The following is a 20,111-nucleotide window of genomic DNA, read 5'->3' as shown; positions in this document are numbered from 1 at the left end:
CCTTTTAATAGATAGAGAGCTTAATGGACTAAGTCATATTTAACATATTGACGAATACATAAAGGAGAACCTCTAAACCATGAGTCAAACACTGAAAAGAGAACGAATCCCGGAGTTAAATCTCGTACGGGCTGTGGCGATTATCGGTGTGCTATTTGTACATTCCACCTCCAATGCTACGCTGGAAATGACCAATTCCAGTTACTATTGGTTGTACAACTTTGTTAATATTTTCATGAAATATGGTACACCAACCTTTATTTTTTTGAGCAGCTTTGTGCTGTTCTATAATTATTATACCCGTCCGCTAGACAAGAGATTAGTCACGAATTTTTACAAGAAGCGCTTTGTCTACATTTTGTTGCCTTACTTCCTGTTTTCGATTATGTATTTTGTTGTGCTGCATTACCTGTATTACCAGGGACGCCCGTTTAATGAGTCGTTGATTACTTTTATTGAAAGGCTGTTTACAGGCAAAGCCTACACGCATCTATATTTTGTTTTTATTAATATGCAATTTTATCTCATCTTCCCACTGGTGCTATGGCTATTGAAGAAACATCCTTCTGTTGTAAAGTGGTCTATCCCGATCGGGCTTTTTATTCAATGGGCCTTCATCGTCAGTAATAAATACGGGTTCCAGGTGCCCAACAAAGGAAGCTGGGCTTTCTCTTATTTCTCCTATTTCATGCTTGGAGCTTTTATGGGCGTGTATTTCCCGCAGATCAAACAATGGTTTGTGATCAGCCGGGCGAATGCAACTAAAATGCGCGTAGTTTCATGGATTGTGCTGTGGGTTGTGTGGATCACGGCGGGACTTGCTCACGTATATATTTATTATTTGCTACGGTTGAAAATTGCGACCTATAACACGTTATGGTATGAGCTTTTCTGGAATGTGCATACCTTTGCCTGTGCACTGGTCATTATCCAGATTGCATACTTGCTCTACCGCAAAGGTCCTGCACTAATCGTCAAACCGCTAAATCGACTGGGTGCATTATCCTTCGGCATTTATCTGATTCATCCGTTTTTCCTTTTGTTTTATCGTGAGCATCCACCCCAAACGGGGGTATCCTGGTTGATTCATCTGTGGTACGCCGCCGGATTTGGTATTGCACTGATCGCTTCATGGATTGTGGTCGGGCTGGCGGCACGATTCCTGCCACATGCCTGGATTATCTTTGGTAATTTGCCCAAACCGAAGCCGCGTCTTGTACCGCAACAACATTCGGGGCAAGTGGATGTTTGATCTTGAAGTCAGATCATACCTGATTAAAAGCCATTTTCCGGTTCAGCCTTAGGCTGAGCTCGAGAATGGCTTTTTGTTGTGCTGAAGTGATTCCGGGGTTTTGCAGATACTATGGGTGTTTATCGTGGGAACGAATGTTTCTTTTTCAGAATACAAGGGTAATCATAAGGCGGAAAGATAATAACTACTATATAAGTTGAACTATTTATTTACACAGAAACGGAGAGGACAGAAAAATCCGGGGATAACAGCGATGGGAAGGTTATTCTGTCGTCGTAGTGTTCAGTTTAGATAGCTTTTAGTTCAACTTATAGAAAACTTCGAGAACAGGATCAAGGTGATCATACATGACAAGATGTGAACAATGCGGGAAACCGATGCAAGATATATTGGAATATGTGGAGCACATTCTCCACGAATGCAGTGAGCAGGCAACTGAATTTAAGTCGGAAGAATACAAGTCTTATAGCTATGAGGGTGTTCGCGAGCAGTTGTGATACAATAGAAAGAAACCGGATTCATTCGGAACCGAGGTGATAACCATGGAGACAGGATCAGCCCCTTTCCGCGAAGGGAAGACAGCACACGAAACGCGACAAACCAAGACATGTATGCATTGCGGAGAGCGACGGCCTGCGTCGGAGTTTCGGCGTAGAACGGGAAGGCGTGCGAGTTCCGGAGCCAGACGCGGAGCCTGTCGCCGTTGTCGTCAACTCGGTGTACGAGAGCAACATAACCGTGATATGCGAGTAGCCCAAGCATCTCCATCTGCAAAGCTGGAGCGTCGTGGACAAGATGGGATGGACAGCGACCTTCGGGAAGACATGGTGTCATCTCTGGTGAAGAATGAACGGGAACGGAATGAGCGGATTGCGCTGCAGGGGTCAGCCGCAGGTAAGGAACAAGGCCGTGATTTGGGGAAACACGTAAATTCACATGCTGAAGCTGGGGCTGTGCTGATCGACCAGATGGAGAAGGATGTAGCGATCGTTTCGGTTAGTGATACGCCCAGCCAGCGGAAAAAACGCCGAAGACGGCGGAAAAAGAAGCCGTCAGAGGTGATACATGCGCATGCCTCTGTTCAGGCAGAGAGCGAGAGTGAGGCATCCACCGATCTGTATGCGGTGGATAGGAGGCTGCCGGGCGGGGAGCTTCCGCCCGGCGATGTGCATTCGCCAGGCGTAGCCGCTGCGAATGGCAAGGGCAGTGCACAGCGGGCGCGCAAGCGAGCTGCCGCTGTAGTTCCGGCCGCCGAGCAAGCATCGGCGGCCCAAGCCCTGCTGCCGGCTACGCCGCAAGGCCCGGCAGCAGGGCCAGCGCCTGTGGCTGCGGACGAGCCACCCGCAGCCCGGCGCAAACGCAAGCGGCGCCGCAAGCTTGCAGCGGCGCTCGCGCCCGGCGCAGGACAGGCCCGCAGCGGAGCTGCTGAGGCCCATGCGCCGGAGCCTGGCCTTGCCCGTGACGAGGCCAGCACGGGCAAGGCTTCTTCGGCGGCGAAGGCACAGCCAGCCGCCGCCGGGCGCGAGCCATCGCATGCCAGCCGCAGTCACGGGGCTGGCATGGATGGCCGACCGCGGCGTCATCACGCGCCGCCGGCAGCGATTGACCCGGAAGATCCGGCTTCGCTCCGGACCAACCGTCAGGGCATGGTGCGCATGCGCGGCAAAACGGACAAAGGACGCCGCTGGCATCAGGAAGTGGATATGGAACTTGCCGTTACACTGGTGAAGGAAAAAGCTGCCGTTGTGATTAATCGCTATACCATTCGCCGATTGTTCAGCAACAAGGATTTCAAGCGGTTTATTCTGGACCGTGACAAGTATACCTGTTACTTCTGCGGCTCCTATGGAGATACTATTGATCATCTTCTTCCACGGGCCAAAGGTGGACATACAACACCGCTCAATTGTGTATGTGCCTGCAATCTGTGTAATCAATCCAAAGCGGCGATGGATGCGGACGAGTTCATGCGTTCGGGCATTCCGGAGTGGAATGCAGCCCATCAGGCAGAACTGCTTGCGCTGGAGATACAGGAAACGGGATTGGAATAAGCGATAGACAAGCTATGCTCCTGAAGTTTCAGGAGCTTTCATATGTAGAGCACACCTGGGTGAATGAACAGGGTGTGCTTTTTTGGCTTGCGCTCCTATTCAAATATTTCTTCAAATTGACAACGATGCGACATCCTAATGTACGTTATACTTGGAGGGCGGCAGTCGAATTGTTTTTTAAAACGTACTGCTTTTATAGATCGAATAGATTGGATGGATGCGGATGACACCAGCAGCACTTGATATTATGTCATACATCACGGAGGAAAATATTCGGTTCTGGCTGGAGAAGTTTCGTTCTCTCGGTCCATTGCCGGGCATTTTGCTTACGTTTATGAAGTCTTTTGTACCACCGCTTCCAACGTTATTAATTGTGGGTGTGAACGGAGCGGTGTACGGGTTGTGGGCAGGATTTTTGTACTCCTGGATCGGCATGGTGCTTGGCTGTACCGTGACATTCCTGATCGTGCGAGAGATCGGGAAGTCTGCTTTTGTGGAAAAGTGGGCACGCAAACCGCGTGTACAACGCAGCATGGTATGGATTCGTAGAAACGCATTCAGTTATGTATTCCTGCTAAGCATTTTTCCTGTGGGGCCATTTGTCATTATCAATGTGGCTGCAGGTATCGCCCGTATGCGATTGTTATCCTTCCTGCTTGCGGTGGGGCTCGGTAAAGGTATTATGATTTTCTCTGTAACGTATATTGGTTCAAATGTAGAGCAGTTTCTGGAGCATCCGGTACGCTGGATCGGCGTCGTGTTATTTATTGCACTATCTCTGTGGGCGAGCCGGAAATTGGAGCGTCACTTCACCCGGTTTAACCCTGATCAGGATGAACGACATCCGATACATCAGGCTTCAGAAAAATCGATTTCCTCATAAGAAGACAAGGCATACGATTGGGAATACCGGGTGCGTCAGCTTGTGCTTCAAGGCAAGCTCGATGTAGAGGGTAATCCGCGTGAGATGCGTTTCTATCGTGTTCGAATAGCAGGGGGGAATGTAGCTCCAATCGGAAAATCTTCCCCCTGCTTATAGGGTTTTCATTACGCCAACAACTCAAACCCTGTGATTGAGCCACAGCTTGGTTAAAGGCCCGCCTTCCCCATACACGGGGTCTGTGCCCGGTACAGGAACCTCTAGAATTTCTTGCAACGCCTCAGGCCGCTCCCCTGGTTTGCCTGTTCGAGTGTTGTAACCCATACCTCCAGGATAAGCTCCCGCGATCCGAAAATCGGGACTGGCTTCCAGACGTTTATGGCCGGTTCCGGCAGGCAATACAACCACGTCACCACTCTCCAGATAGACCTTCTTTCCGTTCTCACCGCCTATAATTAACCTCACAAATCCGCTCATTACCGCAAGCGCCTCGTGCACATTGCTGTGATAATGATGATAATCGTATACACCGTTGATCCAGCTATTGCCCCATCCATTCCGGTTCAAGTCGGATTCGGCACGGGTAGGTTCGGTACGCCAGACTCCTTTGTACAGAAGTACTGGCAGATGCGGATGATTCGGAATGACTCCGTCGTCTTGAAATTTCATGGACTGGATATCGCTATAATCTTGCCTTAGATCTCTCATTTGGGTTCACCTCTTTCCATGTATTAACCTTTCAGGGAATAAAGGAATAAAAAATATTTGTAAAATGATACAAAATGTATCATTTTCAGGTTATACTCGATACAGACATTCTCTTTAAAGCGCCCGATGAAAAAAAGGAGTAGGGGGAAAATGTGTGAACATTGTGGTTACAGGAGCTTCAGGATTTGTTGGATTTAATCTTTCACAGTTTTTGGCGCAAAAGGGGCATCAGGTCACTATGCTAGATCAGGATGACTACTGTCAGAGACTTGTTTACCGCTCTCCATTGCACGACATGCCATTCATCAAGTGTAACCTTGCTAAAGACAATATTCATTTACCCCAGAACATAGATTACATCATTCATCTTGCCGCCATGCCTCACGTCGACTATTCGTACCATCAGCCCGCAGAGGTATTTCGCAATAATACCCTCAGTACACAAGCTATCCTGCAATATGCTACCGATCGCGACATTCCTCTTTTACTCGCTTCGTCCGTTGAAGTGTACGGTGGCGAATGGGGCAGAGTTTACAACGAATCAGACCCTTATGCACCTGTCTCCCCTTATTCTGCCTCGAAAGTCGCTTGCGAGACACTAGCCCAATCCTACGCTCAATGTTATCAACTTCCGGTGAAAACATTCCGTCTGACCAATTTATACGGACCATGGCAACTTCCTGATCGCATTATCCCGCGTAACTTCGGGCGCATGCTGGATGGATTGCCACTGGATATTCAGGGATCAGCTGTACGTGATTTCCTGTATATCGATGATGCGTTGCGAGCGATCGAGCAGATTATGACCCATGGCCAAGATGGACAGACCTATAACATCTCTACCGGTATTGGAACGACAATGCAAGAGATCGGGATGTTACTGGAACCTCTCGATCGATCAGCAACAGCGAAGGAGATCAGGGAACTGGAGCCTACGCAATCCAGAGGTTCCAGCTTGGTTGTACACTCCGGCAAGTTGCGCGCATCGTTTGGCTGGTATCCCCAGACTACACTGGAGCAGGGTCTGGAGAGAACATTCCAATGGTACCAGGAGCATGCCGACTGGGTTAGACTATTCAACCGGGAGTACCATACAACACGTACAAGTCGCAGCTTTATCATTGATATGGCACGGTATTCCGTACCAGCGTTATAAAACAAAAAAAGCCAGGGAAGGGTGGTTGTTCGACACCTTCCTTGGCTTTTTTTTGCGCCCCCGTCATCAGATTCGGATTCAGATGTTCGGCGTATCCGAACGAATTGAGCCCAAACTTCGACGGTCAGGCTGGTTTGCCACTCTTGCGGTCTTCACACAAGGTGCGTAAAGATGATCCGAGAATGCAAACCAGAATATATTATTCGTGATGTTTTTTCACATCGGCCACTTTATCTTGAACGGCCCCTTTGGCCTTATCCATTTTACCCTCAGCCTGAAGGGACTTGTTGTTCGTCGCGTTACCGATCTGATCCTTCACTTCGCCTTTGGCCTTGTTAATGCCTGCTTTAATTTTATCGCCAGTTGAATTACTCATATCGAACATCTCCTTCGTTGTCTGGTGTAGTCCTTATTAACCGGGCTGAGAATAATTTAAACGTTCACGATTACAAGAGATTTGAGAAGGGGTTCTAACCTGAAGTTGTGAGCGCACCTTCCTAGTGTGGAATTTTGCATTCTCTTTCGAGAAGGTCCATACTTGCTTGAGTAAGATGTTTGAACGGGGAGAATAAGGCTGAGGCTGTCGCTGCATAATAACCAAAGTGACCAAATTCGTTGCATGAACGGCAGATTTTTGGAAATCCATTCCTGAAAAAACGTTCAATATGCACTTTCATATGTGCTTTTCGTACATATGGTTTGTTGTGATCATGTCTTAATACCACATATGGTAGCTCGTGGCGTTTGGAAAAGAAATATGACCCGTCGAGACAAGCCAACACTCCTTGACAAAAAAATCGATTTTGTTACAATGTTCACAATATCTTCACAAGTGTAAAAAATTTCTTTTTCATGTTCATGTGTAAGAGGTGTAATATAAGGGTATAGAGTTCGATTTCGGCCTGCTTGTCGTTTTGTGCGTCAACATGTGTTGTGCGCAACAGACCCAACATACCATGCATGCGAGAGAGTGGTCTTTCTGGATGCTCTTATCCTAATGTGTGAAATTTGGTACATTTAGTGTATTGATGTATTTGTGGTTCGGCTCAGCTTGACAGGCATCATGAAAGTCGCGGACTTCTATCCCAAAGTAAAGGAGGACTTTCTCTTATGTCACAATCGCCTACTCAACAAGAGGTGCCAGTAACAGAAGGCGCAGAGCGCCAGTCCCTGGACGTACTGGATCAACTGATGAAGCCCGAGGTACAGGAGTCTTTAACTGTATTGGTGGAGAACCTGCCTAAATTGGCTGAAATGGTTACTGCAATGACGAAAGCTTACGACTTCGCACAAGGTATCGCTACAGACAAAGTTCTGATCAGCGACACAATGAGTGCAATGGGTGAGTTCGCTAAACCTGTTGTAGACAAAGCCAAAGGTGTAGCTTCTGCTGCCATCGAGGCAAATGACCGTGCGCAAACCGAACAATCTTCGGTTGGCCTGTTCGCTATGCTTAAAATGCTTAAAGATCCAAACGTACAACAATCGCTTCGTTTTGCTCAATCTTTCTTGAGCATCTTGAACGAGCGTCAACAAACGAAACGTTAAGACTTAGAAAGAACGGAGGATGGATATGTCGAAGCAAATTTTGATCTTGGGTGGAGGATACGGCGGTCTGTTGACTGCGCTGACTGCGCGTCAATACTTGACTCCGGAAGAAGCGACAATTACTGTCGTGAACCGTTACCCTACACACCAAATTATTACGGAACTGCACCGTCTTGCAGCAGGAAGCATTGCTGAGCAAGCAGTTGCTCTCCCGCTTGAAAAATTGCTGCGCGGTAAAGATGTGAACCTGAAAATCGATACGGTGGATACAATCAAGCCGGACGAGAAAAAAGTTCTCATGACTAGCGGCTCCACATACTCTTACGATGCACTCGTTGTTGCTCTGGGTAGTGAAACAGCTTACTTCGGAATTCCGGGACTGCAGGAATACAGCTTCACGCTGAAATCTGTTAGTGATGCAAACCGTATTCGTGCGCATGTTGAAGCACGTCTGGATGCATACAAGCAATCCGGCAACAAAGCAGACGCTACATTTGTTATCGGTGGCGGCGGCTTGACAGGTATCGAGCTTGTCGGCGAATTCGTTGATCTTCTTCCAGGTGTATGTAAAGAAAAAGGTATCGATTTCAACGATATCTCCCTCTACACTGTTGAAGCAGGTCCTTCCATCCTGGCAGGTTTCCCGCCAGAGCTGGTTGATCGTGCAAAATCCAGTCTCGAAAAACGCGGCGTAAACTTCATTGTTGGCGTGGCGATTACAGAGATGAAAGAAAACGAAGTTATGCTGAAAGACGGCAGCTCCATCCCTACGAACACACTGGTATGGACAGGTGGCGTACAAGGTAATGCCGTTGTTGCCAACAGTGGAATCGAAGTGGATCGCGGCCGTGCAAAAGTAACGGAAGTTCTGCAATCCACATCTCACAAAGATGTGTTTGTTGCTGGTGACAGCGCAGTAGTCTTCCCTAGCGAAGGCGCTCGCCCTTACCCTCCAACGGCACAACTGGCTTGGCAAATGGGTGAAACCATTGGTCACAACCTGGGCGTAATGTTCAAAGGTGGCGCAATGGAATCCTTCTCGCCAATCTTCTCCGGTACGCTGGGAAGTCTGGGTCGTAAAGACGCTGTCGGCATGATCGGTGGCAACCAGACTCGTCTGAAAGGTCTGCCTGCAACCATGATGAAAGAAGCAAGTAACATCCGTTACCTGTCCCACATCCATGGCTTGTTCGCACTGGCTTATTAATCTATAACACCAACGTTAAAGGGCGCCCATTGGGCGTCCTTTTTTTTGTTATGCTCTTCTGGACTTGAACTTGCTTGATATGATCTAAGCAAGTAAGAGGAGAGAGGCTTCATGCAGATGATAAGCGAAGCTCGGAGATACTCACAGGTATGAACACAAGGCTTTATACAGATATTATACGGAACGTTAGAAACCGACAGGACAGTACGTACGCACGTTCCAAAGAATTCTGTTGGTATACCGTATTACGATATATCAAGGGCCAAGCGTGTAGCGTTGAGCGACTCAGCTAGCGCTTAAAAGCAGCCGCTTTCGTTTAAAAGATAAGGTAAGGCTTTTACATTAAAAGTCTATAAGATAAACAAAAATATAGCAGACAGGAAGCAATGATATCGCTCTTTTGCGCAACCTGAGAGGAGAATGAACAATGAACGTACTGGTGATTGGAGCAAATGGACAGATTGGTAAACACCTGGTGGAACAGCTGGCACAGGAAGGCAAACATCAGGTTACGGCCATGATTCGCAAGCCGGAGCAGGCAGACGCACTGAAGGAACTTGGTGCACGGGTTGTCATGGGTGATCTGGAGGGTACCGTGGATGAGATTGCTGAAGCGATGAAAGATCAGAATGCCATCGTGTTTACAGCTGGTTCAGGCGGCTCAACGGGTCCGGACAAAACATTGTTAATCGACCTGGACGGTGCAGTGAAAACGATGGAGGCCGCAGAGAAACAGGGCATTTCCAGATATATTCTGGTCAGTGCCTATGGTGCCGATCAGCGGAGTAAATGGCCGGAAGAGATCAAACCCTATTATGTAGCGAAGCATTTTGCAGATCGTGCACTGTTCGCCAGTGATCTGAACTATACCATTATTCGTCCCGGAGGTCTGAAAAATGAACCGGGAACCGGCAGAGTGGCCGTGGGTACTGACCTGAAACCGGGTAGCATTGCTCGTGAAGATGTGGCACGTGTCATTGCAGCCTCCTTGCAGGAAGAGAAGACGTATCGGATGGCCTTTGATCTGATAGCTGGAGATCATGCTGTATCGGACGCTTTAGGCAAATTGTAAATAGATGTTGTAAACTAGCGGGAGAAGGATATGACGGGTGAGGGGGAATCAGCATGAATGAAGCTGTGCTGGTCATTGAAGATGAGCCCAAGATTGCAAGGTTGCTTGAACTGGAGTTGCAGTACGAGGGGTATCAGGTCACGAAGGCAGGAAGTGGGACGGAAGGGCTGGAAAAGTACAGTGAAGGACAATGGGATCTGATTCTATTGGACATCATGCTGCCAGGCCTAAGTGGTATTGAGGTTTTGCGGCGGATTCGAGCGAGAGATACAGCTATCCCAATTCTTATGCTGACAGCGAAAGATTCAGTGGAGGATAAAGTGTCCGGTCTGGATCTTGGTGCCAACGACTATATCACGAAGCCTTTTCAGATTGAAGAGTTGCTGGCCCGAATTCGTGCAGCGCTACGACTTGCTGCAGTTTCTAATGCCAGAACATTGAATCATGCCCCGGGGCAGGAAACGGTGCATGAGTCAGTAGGTCAGCAACAGGAAACAGACACGGCGTGGTTAACTGCAGCTGATTTAAAACTGCATGAAGGGACGCGTGAGGTTTTTCGAGATGGACAAGCCATAGAGCTTACCCCTCGTGAGTTTGATCTACTGGTGTATTTGCTACGCAACCAGCGTCAGGTGCTCAGTCGGGATCAGATCGTACAATCCGTGTGGGGATACGATTATTATGGCGATACCAATGTGGTGGACGTGTATATCCGTTATGTGCGCAAGAAGGTGGATAACGGATTCACGCCACCTCTAATACATACCGTAAGGGGCGTAGGATACGTCCTGAAGGAGCAAACATGAGCCTGCGCAGTAAAATCTACGGATACTCGTCGGTTCTATTTGCCGTGCTGTTAATTGCAGTGAATCTGTCTGTCTACCTTGTATTTGAGCGAGTATCCATTAATAATGAGATTCGCCGAGTCGAAGCAGAAGCCGAGTCGATCGTCGCAGGAGTACGTCAGTCCGCTGGCTCGATCCCGCCAGACGATCTTCTTCGGGCTTATGCGCCCGTGAACGGCATGCTACGCATTGTACATGAAGACGGCAGCAGTTCACCAGTAACCACAACGGGAACATCCGAACAACTCAGCAAGTTATCTTACCAGTATGAGAATGAGAAAAAGGCAGAGTATACCCAGGTGGACCAGGTCGGATATGTGTGGGTATCCATGCCATTAATCTGGCCGGACGGCGAAGTGGTAAATCTGCAGGTAACTCAGAGTGTAGCTGAAACAGAGAGTGGACTTGCTACCCTGCGTAAAGTACTAGTCATCGTGACTATTGTTGCCCTGATTCCTGCCGTGATCTCCAGCCGAATTTTGGCGAATCGCATGACAAGACCGATCCAGCAAATGACTCGTACAATGAGTGATATTCAAGCGAGTGGGCAGTTCAAGCGACTTCCGCTGGAGGCAAAATCAAAGGACGAACTGAACACGATGGGACAGACGTTTAATCGTATGATGGACCTGCTGGAATCAAACTTTGAACGGCAGGAACGTTTTGTCTCGGATGCATCACATGAGCTAAAAACACCGCTGACGATCATTGAGAGTTACGCCAGTCTGCTCCAGCGCCGGGGGAAGGAGCGGCCTGAAGTCTTTGATGAAGCTGTGGAAGCGATTCTGTCTGAATCGGTACGCATGCGTGAGTTGACGGAGCAACTGTTGCTCCTGGCCAAGCAGCCGGAGCAATGGAATGTACAACTGGAACGCGTAGATATTACGAAGTTGGCTACGGATTCTACGCGAGCATTCCGCGAAGCTTATCACCGAGAAGTACGGTGCGACGCTTCAGGCCCCATCTGGGCGATCAGCGATGAGAGCAAGCTGAAGCAGCTACTGTTTATTTTGCTGGATAATGCCCGGAAATATAGTGAAGATGCCATCGAAGTCAAACTGGAGAGCCAGGGCGAACAGTGCCGGATACGGATTGTGGATACAGGTATAGGTATGCGGCAGGAGGATCTGGAGAAAGTGTTTGACCGTTTCTACCAGGTCGATGTCTCTAGAACTAGAAGCGGAAGTGCCAGTGGGTCTGGTCTCGGACTGGCGCTTGCCAAGGAGTTGGCAGGCGCTGTCGGAGCACAGATTGAGCTAACGAGTACCGAAGGTGTTGGCACGGAGGCATGTATTATTTTACCACGATCCATATCGGACAGCCGAGGCAACTCACTCTCATGAAATTCTCATTCTTCTCTTCTATACTGATGACATACAAGGCTAGTTATAACGTTTTAACGAGAATACTCAGATCAGTCATGGAAGAATGTGAGGGGGAAGTGCGTATGACAGAACAGGAACAGAGGCCTGAAATGACACGAAGTGATAACAAACATGAGCTTAGGCATGGAGATATAAATACCAAAAGAAGTCATACTGGTAAAGGGCCACGAAAGTTACTGTGGTTGGGGACCGGAACACTGGTTGTCGTACTTGTTGTAGCTCTGGTGTGGTGGAAACCGTGGGAACCTGCTCGAGAGCAGTTATCTGCTGATGCAGTCGCGCAATCTGTGCTGGATCAATATCCAGGGGAGATCATTCATTCTACCCTGAAGGACGGTACGTATTTGATGCAGCTTCGTTCGGAGACAGGTTTATACGATGTGCAGGTCGATGCATTTACGGCGGCTGTTCAATCCATCAAACGTCTGGAGTCGAGTCCGCAGGCTGAAGAGAAGACGTTGTGGAGCCGTGAGCAGATGAAGGCGGAGTTGCTGAAGCAAAGAGCAGGGGAGCAACTTATATCGCTGGAACTGGTTGAACAGCAGGGCAGTCCTATATACACCGCAGTGGTGAAAGCGAAGGATAACAGCCGCCAAGAACTGAGGCTTGATCCATATACGGGCGAGATTATTTCCTCCGAAGCGATCAAGTCACCTCCGTCATCGGCAACGGGAGGGACGGATAAAGAGCCACAGTTTCTAAGTGAGAAGCAGGCAGAGCAGAAGGCGCTTGCGAGAGTTCCTGGCGAAGTGGATGATGTAGAACTACGTGGTACGAACAGTGGCAATCCGTATTACCTGGTTGAGATCGATCTGGAAGACGGCCGGGAAGCGACGGTACAGGTGAATGCGATCTCGGGTGCCATACGTTCGGTAACTTGGGATAAGGACGATGATTAAGAGTTGTTTCTATTATGTTATTTTCTGAAAAGGGGTAAGAATACTCTCCTCATTTTCTCATCAAATTCTAATCTTTCTCTCTCTAATCTCTCATTCGCCTAGGTTATTCTAAATATGTAGACGAGAACGAGAACAATAACGAGGAGATGAATGATGATGATGAACAAACATAAACTTTGGATTGGCAGCTTGTCCGCAGCGGTGTTGCTTGGCGGATCAGCGGTCGCGGCTAGCGGTAATATAAACGGGCAACCGGCATCACAAGTACAATCTGAAACTACACAATCCGCACCAGCCTCAGTGACACAATCCACGAGTGCGAACCAGAACAACACAGGTAAACTGCTGACTGTATCCCAAGCAAAATCCATAGCGCTGAAAGCAGTGGAAGGTAAAGTGGATGATGTGGATCTGGAGCGTAGAAACGGTCAAACGTTCTATGAAGTCGAGATCGACCGAAAAGGTCAACCGGATGTGACGGTTAGATTGGACGCCTATACAGGTAAGGTTTTGGCCGTTGTTAATGATGATGACTACGATGACGATGATGATTATCGTGATAATGGAACAGGTAACTCTTCGAGTGGGTCTGCCTCCAATCAGGTTAAATTGACGGTTGCACAAGCTTCCAACATTGCACTGAAACAAGTGACTGGTGGCAAAGTCACCAAGGTTGAACTGGATCGTGATAACGGTCGTTATGTCTATGAGATTGAACTGAGAACCGCTCAAGGTGAGGCAGACGTTGATATCGACGCAAACACAGGTAAGGTGTTGTCGTTTGATCAGGATTTTGATGACGAGGATTAATTGTTGAATTGCGGCAAAGTAAGAAATAGATGAAATTGATTTTCGACTCTGATCACTGTTTGCGGTATATACAGCTTAGACCGATCGTATCAGCAGAAAGACGCTTCGAATGAAGCGTCTTTTTTGTCGTACTCTATAGAGTTCATAGATCCCCTAATCCAAACTGTGGTAAACTAGTAGAATTGTAGAAATAGTATAGACAAGGAGCTGGATAACGAAGTGGCTGGTGAACAAATGAGATCGGAAACGACTAGAGAACAAGTACTGTCAATTGAAGGCTTACGTATGCGGTATAACGGGCGTTATGTATTAAACGGCATCGATCTGGAAGTGAATCGTGGGGAGATGATCGGATACATCGGACCCAATGGAGCTGGCAAGAGTACAACGGTCAAAATTTTGCTTGGATTAGTGGAAGGTTATGTGGGAAACGTTCGTATTTTTGGACAGGATATCGCTGGCGGCGATGTGGAATATAAGCGTAGAATCGGGTATGTGCCGGAAGTGGCAGAACTGTATGAACAGTTAACCCCGGCCGAGTATTTAACGTTTACGGGAGAGTTATATGGCTTGTCTTATGAAGATGCGGATTATAAAGCAAAGCTGCTGATGGATTGTTTTGGACTGGAAAAATCATATCATTCCCGCATTGCCTCCTTCTCCAAAGGGATGCGTCAGAAAGTGCTGTTAATCTCGGCTCTGCTACATGATCCTGATCTGCTGTTTCTGGATGAACCGCTGAGCGGGCTGGACGCCAACAGTGTAATGGTGGTGAAAGAGATTTTGTCACAGCTGTCCGCAAAAGGCACAACGATCTTCTATTCGTCACACATTATGGATGTGGTGGAGAAGATCAGTAGCCGGATTGTATTGATAGCCGAGGGCCGTGTCGTGGCAGATGGCACGTTCAAGCAACTCCAGCAACAATCGATGGAAGGGTCACTGGAGGAAGTGTTTAATCAATTGACAGGCTTTAATGAACATAAGGCGATTGCTGAGCGCTTTGTGTCGATTGTGCAGGAGGTGAACTAATATGGCGAAACCCTCCGATTTTCGTACGCTCCAAGTTCTGGATCGTTTTCGGCCAATCATTACTAAGACGGGTGCTGATTATGATGTGCTACGCCTTATTTTACGGGTGAAGTTCCAGATGGATCAGCGCAGAGTGCCTACGATTATGGCCGGAAGGTCAAAGAGCAAGGAGAACAAAGAAGGTAACCAGTATGTTCGCTCTCTCTGGCTGTATGCCTTGATGGGAGCAATCATGGTTCCCTTTGTCGTCTGGGATACAGGACAATTCATGCTTCAGATGGGCATTCTGTTTGGCGTGCTGATGTTTATGATTATGACGTCGATGATTTCGGATTTTTCATCCGTGCTTCTCGACATCCGGGATAGAAATATTATTTTGACCAAACCCGTTAATGCGCGAACGGTGGGTATGGCGAGAGCCATTCATGCCGGAGTCTATCTGGTGCTGCTGACAGGTTCAGTGACGGTTGCGCCGCTGATCGCCGGGCTTGTTACGCACGGGATTGGTTTCTTTCTACTCTTTCTGTTACAGATTATTCTGATCAGCATCCTGATTCTGGTGAGCACATCTCTCATCTATCTGTTCATGATGAGGTTTCTGGATGGGGAGAAGCTGAAAGATATGATTAATATGGTGCAGATTTTGCTTTCCGTGGGGATTGCGATTGGATATCAGTTTGTCATTCGTTCCTTCGATATTATTGATTTTAAAGTAGCTTTTACGCCGGAATGGTGGCAACTGCTGTTACCTCCGCTATGGTATGCTGCTGCATACGATTGGTTATTCGCAGGAAATGGCGGGGTGTGGATCTATACGTTAACAGCGCTGGCTGTTGTTGTTCCGGTGATATGCCTGATCGTATATGTGAAGCTTATGCCATCCTTCGAGCTGTATTTAGAAAAAATGGCTCATTCCGGCCAGACATCGAGTCGCCGCCGGGGAAAGTGGGATCGTATGGTTGCCAAGCTGTTCAGTCGCTCTACCGAAGAACAAGCCTGCTTTCGTCTGTCGGCCAGCATGATGCGCGATGAACGGGAGTTCAAGTTGAAAGTTTACCCATCTTTAGGTTTATCGTTAGTTATGCCTTATATTTTCTGGTATACAGCTTTACAATCATCGACCTGGGCAGAATTCAGGCAAAGTTCCTTTGTGTACACCTTGTATATTATGCTGATCCTGTTGGTAACGGTAGTCATTATGCTACGGTATTCGGGTCAGTACAAGGCATCCTGGATCTTTCGCGCCGCGCCGATGTCTGATGAAAATGTATTATATCGAGGCGCCCTGAAGGCATTTCTAAGCAACATATTTATACCGGTATTTCTGTTGAATGCGGCCATGTTCACATGGACATTTGGACTTCGGATTTTGCCGGACATTGCGATTATTCTGCTCACAGCTACAGCGCTGATCCCGGTATCCGGCAAGTTTATGCTGCAAAAGCCACCGTTCTCCCAATCGTTCAGTGTGGCACAGCAAAGTGACGGCTGGTATATTTTCGCTGCTTTGCCTGTGTTCGCTTTACTGTGGGGTGCTCATGTCTTTTTCCGTTCTTTCTCCGGAGGTGTCTGGATGTACGGTGTGATCTTGATTGTGGCGAATGTGTTGTTGTGGACGCTGCTGTATCGTGTGAAGAAACCAGCGGTCAAGTCGGCTGTGGTCATTTAAGCTGAAGTCTATCGAGGTATCTTTTCAGAGTTGTTAGCCTGATTGAACTGGTCGCTGTCTTAAGCCGTGTAATTTTAAGTAGTGGTTCTAAGCATGATTGATGGAAGTGAGTATTTATTTTCGCCCCGTGAGCGGCTTGCAACTACCCGCACGCGGGGCTCTGTTACATAAAAGGTTGGTCCGTTGGGGGAAGAAGTGAAGGGATGGAGTAGGGTAGATTAAAATGAAAGAAATGAAGTAAATGAAGTAAGTATGCAAACAAAGTAATTGAACTGAATGAAGAAATGAAGCGAACAAAGGAAACAAAGTGAATAAAGGAAACGGAGTAAAAAGCGTGAAAGAAGTAGGTGAACCGAGTGAAATGGGTACAGTAAGTAACCGAATATACGGTAAATCGGATAAGTAAATCATACAAGTAGGCCAATGTGCAGTGGTGACTCAAACAAGTAACCTGACGAGTAGTAGAGGGGATAAGTAACTCAAACAAATAATCCTAGGTGCGGTAGAGGCAAAAGTGTGTTGTGATTCTAACGATCTCAGATGAGCTTATTTGGGTGAAAAGTGGCCCTCATGAATTCTAATGATCACCAGGAAGCTTATTTCTGCAAAAGAGGGTGTTTTAGGCCGAAAGTGAGCTGACTTTTGCAAAATAGCGTGTCTGGTGATCGTTAGCCTGGTACAGCATGCAAAATGGGCCAAATAATGTCTCCTGTGATCGTTAGTGTGTGGTGACAACAGTGGTGCAGAAGTTAGTGTAAATGCAGATACAGATACAGATACAGATACAGATGCAAGTGCAGGTGTAGATGTAAGTGAAAGTGTAAGCAGGTGGGGAACTGTTTAGAATAAAGAGCTCTGCGAGGCTACGAATAAAAATGCTTAAACAGTACTTTCCTCATACATGAAAGACAGAGATATTGAAGTGTGACTTAATAGGCCTAGTCGTTCTGGCCTGATTCGAGAATGGCCTCGGCCAGACGATCGGCTGCATCTGCTGTGGAGATTCCAGATCGCGCAGCCTCGGCGAATACCTTGCTGAGCGTGCCTGCTATCCCCGCCACTTTCTGGCGGATCAGGTCAGGCCCAGCTCCCTGCAGTTCGCAGGCGGTGCTGATAATGCCGCCTGCGCTCAGCACGTAGTCAGGCGCGTACAGAATGCCGCGCGCCTGCATGCGGCCAGCAACTAGCTGTCGTTCACTCAGCTGGTTGTTGGCCGCCCCGGCGACAATGGAGCAGCGAAGCTCCTCCACGGTCGCCGGGGTGATCACGCCCCCTAGGGCACAGGGGGCGAACACCTTGCAGTCAGCGGCGTGAATACGGGCCGGATCGGCCGGGATGGCGCCGCTGAACTGCACAAGGGCGCGTTGTACACGTTCCGGTACAACGTCTGCCACGATCAGCCGTGCCCCGGCTGCATGCAGGTAACGGCACAGGGCATGCCCGACCTTGCCCAGTCCCTGGACGGCAACGGGAATGCCCTGCAGATCGGCTACGCCCTGGTGGCGCAGAGAGGTGACAATGCCGATGTACACGCCGTAGGCGGTCATGTCGGCAGTGAAGTCATCCTGTGCGCCAAGGGAACCCGTGGTATCCGTCACATATGCCGTCTCCACCCGGATCTGGTCCATGTCTGCCGCCGTTGTGCCCAGATCCAGACCTGTCACGAAGCGACCTTGTAATCGCTCCAGAAACCGCCCGAGAGCCCGAAACTGCGATGCGCGAATTTCTTTATTCTTCGCTGGATCTGCCAGACCTTCGCCAAACGTACCATTCACTGACGAGTCTGCTTGCGTCCTGCTAAAAGAGCCATCTTTCGTGGTGTCCATCCACACTTTGTCTTGTGCTTGTGCTTGTGCTTGTGCTCGTGTTTGTGTTTCGTCTTCCGAATTCTCCGCTATGATCCCGTTGTTCGCTTCGCCTGCTTCGTCCATTCCTGAGTTTGCCAGCATCTTGCCCAGCACATTATCTTTCGCTGAGTGCTCTAGCCCTTTACCAAATGTGTCTCCCTTAACTGATTCGATCAGCGTCCCACCAAGCATATCGCTTTTATTCGAGTCTATCAGCAAGCTATCGAAAATAGCGCTCTGCAATGAGTCCACCACGCCCCCACCGACCCGTTCCCCTGTCGTCATCTGCTCCGAAGCACCGGTTACATCCCAGACAACAGCCTTACCTCCGCCATAGGGCAAACCTGCCATGGCATTTTTGTAGGTCATGCCTTTGGCCAGCTTTATCGCATCCCGGATTGCTTCTTCTTTGGATGTATAGGCCCAGTAGCGGCATCCACCCAGAGCTGGACCAAGAGTTGTGTTATGAATGGCAATGATTGCTTGAAGTCCGCTGGAGGAATCGTGGCAAAAAACAAGCTTTTCCATACCTTCCTGCTCCATTTCCCGCCATATTTCCATGGAACACTCCTCCTTTGAAGTTCATTCGTCCCGTACTCACCAAAGGCAACGGATTTCCTTATAGAACCTGCATCCCGTCTGTATTTTGGCTCGAATATTTCTCTTGCATGGCTCGAAAGATAAGGGATCACCCTAAATCCAGTGTGATTTATACATCATATTCGCGCTACGGTTATTACGCCCCTGGGTCTATCGCCGGGTTGAACATCGACACAAACGGTTTTATAATGGCAGTTCCGGGATCGTCAGACTGGACAGATGCCTGAAAATTTACATCAAACCGTTTAGGAAGAGGGCATAACGTCCAATGATGGAGATAGAGGAATATGATGGACTACATGAGCCTGGTTTTTTTTAAAAGCATCTCCAATAAGGTGGAAATGTCCGCCATGCAGCACATAACCAAGGCCCTGATTCATCGAAAAGGTCTAGGAAAGAGGGATCGTCATTGCTTAAAATTTTGTTATTTATCTTTTTGATTCAGATTGTATATGTATCGGCCTACACCCTTCGCATGATCTTAACGCTCAAAGGACAGAAATACATCGCTGCCCTGATCAGTATGGGTGAGATTGTAATCTATGTACTGGGCTTGAATCTGGTACTTAGCTATTTGACCCAGCCGTCTGCGCTGATTGTATACGCAGTGGGGTACGGGCTTGGAGTACTGCTCGGAGCATGGATTGAGGAAAAAATTGCGCTTGGTTACGTTACCGTAAAAGTGATCTGCAACCAGATGGACGGAGGGCTTGCAAATGCTTTGCGCGATAAAGGGTATGGTGTAACCTCATGGGTTGGTAGCGGACGAGACGGAGATCGGCTGGTTATGGAAATTTTGGCGAAACGCAAAAACCAGAAACTGCTCTACCAGACCATTCTGGCTCTCGATCCCAAAGCTTTTGTCATCACCGTGGAGCCCAAACAGTTCCATGGCGGTTTCTGGACACGTTCCATCAAAAAGTAAAATCGGGCAGGTCTGCACTAGATGCGGTCCTGCCTTTTTTATTTCATTTATCTGCCCACGTGTTATTCTCTTCACGGATTTCCCATTCCTACATCAAACCCCGTTATACAAGTTAACTTGATACGATGCCAGGTTGTTTCGGGTACCATTTGCCTCCTGTCGGCCGTTCTCAAAGGGATGTGAAATCAGGATTATTGTTGTAATCGCTTCCAACATTTACATTGT

Annotated in this window: 18 protein-coding genes and 1 pseudogene; 15 read left to right on the top strand and 4 right to left on the bottom strand. The window is 48.2% G+C overall.

Annotation, left to right across the window (positions count from 1 at the left end):
* Positions 1-79 precede the first annotated feature (79 nt).
* From ACT89M_RS27200 to ACT89M_RS27185, 4 genes are all read left to right on the top strand, one after another.
* Positions 80-1,252, top strand: a complete 1,173-nt coding sequence (locus ACT89M_RS27200) for an acyltransferase (protein WP_253499276.1) — start codon at positions 80-82, stop codon at positions 1,250-1,252.
* A gap of 347 nt (positions 1,253-1,599) precedes the next feature.
* Positions 1,600-1,749: a hypothetical protein gene (locus ACT89M_RS27195; protein ID WP_186809694.1), complete on the top strand. Its 150-nt coding sequence runs from the start codon at positions 1,600-1,602 to the stop codon at positions 1,747-1,749.
* A 45-nt stretch (positions 1,750-1,794) separates the two neighbouring features.
* Complete coding sequence (locus tag ACT89M_RS27190; protein WP_373323230.1) at positions 1,795-3,303, top strand: HNH endonuclease; 1,509 nt, start codon at positions 1,795-1,797, stop codon at positions 3,301-3,303.
* 223 nt (positions 3,304-3,526) lie between these two features.
* Positions 3,527-4,186: a TVP38/TMEM64 family protein gene (locus tag ACT89M_RS27185; RefSeq protein WP_154890033.1), complete on the top strand. Its 660-nt coding sequence runs from the start codon at positions 3,527-3,529 to the stop codon at positions 4,184-4,186.
* A gap of 177 nt (positions 4,187-4,363) precedes the next feature.
* Here ACT89M_RS27185 and ACT89M_RS27180 read toward each other — a convergent pair whose 3' ends face one another.
* On the bottom strand, positions 4,364-4,891 hold the full coding sequence (locus ACT89M_RS27180) for a hypothetical protein (protein ID WP_154890035.1): 528 nt from the start codon (positions 4,889-4,891) through the stop codon (positions 4,364-4,366).
* A gap of 154 nt (positions 4,892-5,045) precedes the next feature.
* On the opposite strand from ACT89M_RS27180, the gene ACT89M_RS27175 reads away from it, so the two are divergent.
* The gene (locus ACT89M_RS27175) at positions 5,046-6,047 is read left to right on the top strand and encodes an NAD-dependent epimerase/dehydratase family protein (protein ID WP_186809695.1); all 1,002 of its coding nucleotides are present in this window, start codon (positions 5,046-5,048) and stop codon (positions 6,045-6,047) included.
* Positions 6,048-6,246: 199 nt separating this feature from the next.
* Here ACT89M_RS27175 and ACT89M_RS27170 read toward each other — a convergent pair whose 3' ends face one another.
* Entirely contained in the window at positions 6,247-6,423 is a 177-nt protein-coding gene (locus ACT89M_RS27170) for a CsbD family protein (protein WP_090921556.1), read from the bottom strand.
* A gap of 734 nt (positions 6,424-7,157) precedes the next feature.
* Between ACT89M_RS27170 and ACT89M_RS27165 the strand changes: the two genes are divergently transcribed.
* The 9 genes from ACT89M_RS27165 to ACT89M_RS27125 all read left to right on the top strand — a co-directional run bounded on the left by ACT89M_RS27165 (position 7,158) and on the right by ACT89M_RS27125 (position 16,514).
* Positions 7,158-7,595, top strand: coding sequence for a DUF1641 domain-containing protein (locus ACT89M_RS27165; RefSeq protein WP_090921558.1), 438 nt, complete (start codon positions 7,158-7,160; stop codon positions 7,593-7,595).
* A 25-nt stretch (positions 7,596-7,620) separates the two neighbouring features.
* Positions 7,621-8,802, top strand: a complete 1,182-nt coding sequence (locus ACT89M_RS27160) for an NAD(P)/FAD-dependent oxidoreductase (protein WP_090921560.1) — start codon at positions 7,621-7,623, stop codon at positions 8,800-8,802.
* Between the two features lie 427 nt (positions 8,803-9,229).
* Complete coding sequence (locus ACT89M_RS27155; protein ID WP_154959591.1) at positions 9,230-9,874, top strand: SDR family oxidoreductase; 645 nt, start codon at positions 9,230-9,232, stop codon at positions 9,872-9,874.
* Between the two features lie 53 nt (positions 9,875-9,927).
* Entirely contained in the window at positions 9,928-10,680 is a 753-nt protein-coding gene (locus ACT89M_RS27150; protein ID WP_154959592.1) for a response regulator transcription factor, read from the top strand.
* Positions 10,677-12,062: a sensor histidine kinase gene (locus ACT89M_RS27145; RefSeq protein ID WP_154959593.1), complete on the top strand. Its 1,386-nt coding sequence runs from the start codon at positions 10,677-10,679 to the stop codon at positions 12,060-12,062. The genes ACT89M_RS27150 and ACT89M_RS27145 overlap by 4 nt, the downstream gene beginning before the upstream one ends.
* Positions 12,063-12,166: 104 nt before the next feature.
* Positions 12,167-13,003: a PepSY domain-containing protein gene (locus ACT89M_RS27140; protein ID WP_186811750.1), complete on the top strand. Its 837-nt coding sequence runs from the start codon at positions 12,167-12,169 to the stop codon at positions 13,001-13,003.
* 150 nt (positions 13,004-13,153) lie between these two features.
* Positions 13,154-13,813 carry a PepSY domain-containing protein gene (locus ACT89M_RS27135; protein WP_487344945.1) on the top strand — a complete coding sequence of 220 codons (660 nt, stop codon included), beginning with the start codon at positions 13,154-13,156 and terminating at the stop codon, positions 13,811-13,813.
* A gap of 234 nt (positions 13,814-14,047) precedes the next feature.
* Positions 14,048-14,845: an ABC transporter ATP-binding protein gene (locus tag ACT89M_RS27130; RefSeq protein WP_154890342.1), complete on the top strand. Its 798-nt coding sequence runs from the start codon at positions 14,048-14,050 to the stop codon at positions 14,843-14,845.
* Between the two features lies 1 nt (position 14,846).
* The gene (locus ACT89M_RS27125) at positions 14,847-16,514 is read left to right on the top strand and encodes a hypothetical protein (RefSeq protein ID WP_154890049.1); all 1,668 of its coding nucleotides are present in this window, start codon (positions 14,847-14,849) and stop codon (positions 16,512-16,514) included.
* A 938-nt stretch (positions 16,515-17,452) separates the two neighbouring features.
* On the opposite strand, the gene ACT89M_RS27120 is transcribed toward ACT89M_RS27125, so the two are convergent.
* Positions 17,453-18,445 carry a Glu/Leu/Phe/Val dehydrogenase family protein gene (locus tag ACT89M_RS27120; protein ID WP_445667232.1) on the bottom strand — a complete coding sequence of 331 codons (993 nt, stop codon included), beginning with the start codon at positions 18,443-18,445 and terminating at the stop codon, positions 17,453-17,455.
* Between the two features lie 213 nt (positions 18,446-18,658).
* Positions 18,659-18,922: pseudogene (locus tag ACT89M_RS27115) on the bottom strand (Glu/Leu/Phe/Val dehydrogenase dimerization domain-containing protein); the annotation flags it as partial.
* 448 nt (positions 18,923-19,370) lie between these two features.
* Here ACT89M_RS27115 and ACT89M_RS27110 point away from each other — a divergent pair.
* Entirely contained in the window at positions 19,371-19,886 is a 516-nt protein-coding gene (locus ACT89M_RS27110) for a DUF2179 domain-containing protein (protein WP_090921575.1), read from the top strand.
* The last annotated feature ends 225 nt before the right edge of the window (positions 19,887-20,111 follow it).

The sequence above is a fragment of the Paenibacillus sp. NN59 genome (assembly GCF_057597225.1).
Note: the sequence above shows the minus strand (reverse complement) of the source record. Positions and strands in the feature narration are given on the sequence as shown.

Bases quoted from the DNA above. Each gene is read 5' to 3' on its own strand.
- ACT89M_RS27200 (WP_253499276.1), top strand. From the start codon at position 80: ATGAGTCAAACACTGAAAAGAGAACGAATCCCGGAGTTAAATCTCGTA.
- ACT89M_RS27195 (WP_186809694.1), top strand. From the start codon at position 1,600: ATGACAAGATGTGAACAATGCGGGAAACCGATGCAAGATATATTGGAA.
- ACT89M_RS27190 (WP_373323230.1), top strand. From the start codon at position 1,795: ATGGAGACAGGATCAGCCCCTTTCCGCGAAGGGAAGACAGCACACGAA.
- ACT89M_RS27185 (WP_154890033.1), top strand. From the start codon at position 3,527: ATGACACCAGCAGCACTTGATATTATGTCATACATCACGGAGGAAAAT.
- ACT89M_RS27180 (WP_154890035.1), bottom strand. From the start codon at position 4,891: ATGAGAGATCTAAGGCAAGATTATAGCGATATCCAGTCCATGAAATTT.
- ACT89M_RS27170 (WP_090921556.1), bottom strand. From the start codon at position 6,423: ATGAGTAATTCAACTGGCGATAAAATTAAAGCAGGCATTAACAAGGCC.
- ACT89M_RS27165 (WP_090921558.1), top strand. From the start codon at position 7,158: ATGTCACAATCGCCTACTCAACAAGAGGTGCCAGTAACAGAAGGCGCA.
- ACT89M_RS27160 (WP_090921560.1), top strand. From the start codon at position 7,621: ATGTCGAAGCAAATTTTGATCTTGGGTGGAGGATACGGCGGTCTGTTG.
- ACT89M_RS27155 (WP_154959591.1), top strand. From the start codon at position 9,230: ATGAACGTACTGGTGATTGGAGCAAATGGACAGATTGGTAAACACCTG.
- ACT89M_RS27150 (WP_154959592.1), top strand. From the start codon at position 9,928: ATGAATGAAGCTGTGCTGGTCATTGAAGATGAGCCCAAGATTGCAAGG.
- ACT89M_RS27145 (WP_154959593.1), top strand. From the start codon at position 10,677: ATGAGCCTGCGCAGTAAAATCTACGGATACTCGTCGGTTCTATTTGCC.
- ACT89M_RS27140 (WP_186811750.1), top strand. From the start codon at position 12,167: ATGACAGAACAGGAACAGAGGCCTGAAATGACACGAAGTGATAACAAA.
- ACT89M_RS27135 (WP_487344945.1), top strand. From the start codon at position 13,154: ATGATGATGATGAACAAACATAAACTTTGGATTGGCAGCTTGTCCGCA.
- ACT89M_RS27130 (WP_154890342.1), top strand. From the start codon at position 14,048: ATGAGATCGGAAACGACTAGAGAACAAGTACTGTCAATTGAAGGCTTA.
- ACT89M_RS27125 (WP_154890049.1), top strand. From the start codon at position 14,847: ATGGCGAAACCCTCCGATTTTCGTACGCTCCAAGTTCTGGATCGTTTT.
- ACT89M_RS27120 (WP_445667232.1), bottom strand. From the start codon at position 18,445: ATGGACGAAGCAGGCGAAGCGAACAACGGGATCATAGCGGAGAATTCG.